This is a genomic window from Edaphobacter sp. FHG110511_03 (assembly GCF_059115365.1).
In genome coordinates this window covers 1-2,208 of record NZ_JBZYWL010000037.1, presented here as the reverse complement: position 1 = coordinate 2,208, position 2,208 = coordinate 1, and the positions used below count along the sequence as shown (strand labels likewise).

The following is a 2,208-nucleotide window of genomic DNA, read 5'->3' as shown; positions in this document are numbered from 1 at the left end:
GATCGCCAACGATTAGGAGAGCTGATGGGAAACAACCCCCAACGATTCACTAACTTATCCCATTGATGCTGGCGATTTGCTGTCAGAAATTAGCCGCGCGATTCTGAGACTGAAAGTGATTGCCAAAGCTCGCGGCCTTGCTTCTTACATATGGTCAGGCATGTCCAACCGTGTCGCATGAATGAACTTTTTCCAGTTCCGTGCTCCAACGCGACATCTCAGCGTGTCTCTTATTCAATTCAAAGGCTGATTTCGGTGGCCGTTATCATGATGATTCAGGGCGGGTAGATGCAAATACAGTGTGGGACTTTGAAAACGGTACTGTTGAGTGGCTTCCTGACAGTTCTGTTGGCAAGCGCCGTTCAAGGGCAGAATCCGCCAACGTCTAAGAGGCCATCGGAATCACAGATCGCAGGCCGCCAAGTCTTCGCGACTCGGTGTGCATCTTGTCACGGCACTACCGCGAATGGAGGCGAGTTCGCACCATCGATCGTGGATCGGATACCGCTGCGGACGGATGCCGAACTTGTAAGGTTACTGCATGATGGCCTGCCATCTGGCATGCCGGCTTTTCCGGACATCGTAGATCAAGAGCGTACAAGCCTGATCGGCTTCCTGCGAACCTTGCAGCCATCTCACGGGGCGGCCATGGCAAGCGTCTCAGTGAGGCTTGAGGATGGAAAGGTGCTTCAGGGTATCGCGCTGAACCGCTCAGCGAGCGATATGCAATTGCTGGGGAATGATCATAAGCTCTATCTTCTACGAAACACGAGCGCGGGTCAGTACAGGACTGTGACCTCGCAGTCGGACTGGCCGAGCTACAACGGGCAAACAGTCGGTAGCCGTTACAGTGAACTCAAGCAAATAACCAACACGAATGCTTCTCGATTACAGGCAAAGTGGATCTTTACCTTGCGAAACACCAGAGAAGTTCAATCGACCCCAATCGTCGTTGATGGAGTGATGTACGTAACCTCCGCCAATGAGTGCTATGCGATCGATGCCGGCAGCGGTCGCCAGATCTGGCATTATCAGCGTTCGCGCACCCGGGGCATTACCGGAGTGGCTGCGGGGGGCGCGAACCGCGGCGCTGCAGTCGCTGGCGATAAGGTATTTATGGCCACTGATAATGCTCACCTGATCGCACTTAACCGAATAACGGGAGCGCTGGTGTGGGAGACCGAGATGGTCGACTGGCATGACAACTACAACGCCACCGGAGCTCCTCTAGTGGTTGGCAAAATGGTGATCTCTGGCATCGCGGGCGGAGATGACGGCGCGCGTGGCTTTGTGGCGGCATACGATCAAACTTCGGGCAAGGAAGTGTGGCGTTTCTGGACGGTTCCGAAGCGTGGTGAACCAGGTTCAGAAACATGGCAAGGAACAGGAATTGATCATCCAAGTGGTGCGACCTGGATGACGGGGACCTATGACAAAGATTTGAACACCCTTTACTGGCCCGTCGGTAATCCCGGCCCTGATTTAATCGGAGACGACCGAGCTGGCGATAATCTTTATACCGACTCGATCGTTGCCCTCGATCCCGAGACTGGCAAGTTGAAATGGTACTTCCAGTTCACCCCGCATGACGTACATGACTTCGACGCCATGGCGCCCCCGTCGCTGATCGATGCATTGTGGGAAGGTAAACCACGCAAGCTGATGGTTCAGGCCAATCGGAACGGCTTCTTCTACGTGCTGGACCGCACCAACGGCAAATTTTTAATGGGACGCCCCTATACCAGTAAGTTGACCTGGGCAACGGGCCTGACCCCGGAAGGCCGCCCCATTATCGCCCCTGGCAACGAACCGACGCATGAAGGCGCCTTAATCTGCCCATGGCTAAACGGCGCGTCAAACTGGTATTCGGCCTCTTACAATCCGCTTACCTCTCTCTACTATGTCCAGACGAATGATAAATGTGGCATTTACACACGAACCGATATGCACTATCAACAGGGCCACGGCTTCATGGGAGGCTCATTCACTGCCGACCCATCCGACCCAGGACGACGTGTCTTACGTGCATTCGATATTCATACAGGCAAGGCTATGTGGGAACTTCCTGAGACCGGCTCAGGGGACACATTTGGCGGCGTCCTCAGCACAGCCGGCAATGTAGTTCTATACGGAGCGGATGACGGCTCTTTTTCAGCCGCAGACGCAAAGACGGGCAAGTCACTTTGGAATTTTCAAACCAATCAGCCT

General features: G+C 54.3%; 1 protein-coding gene. It reads left to right on the top strand.

The annotated features are described in order from the left end of the window. Positions 1–288: 288 nt before the first annotated feature. Positions 289–2,208: outer membrane protein assembly factor BamB family protein (locus tag AC5S26_RS29810; RefSeq protein WP_494188579.1), on the top strand; the 1,920-nt coding region annotated here is incomplete at its 3' end.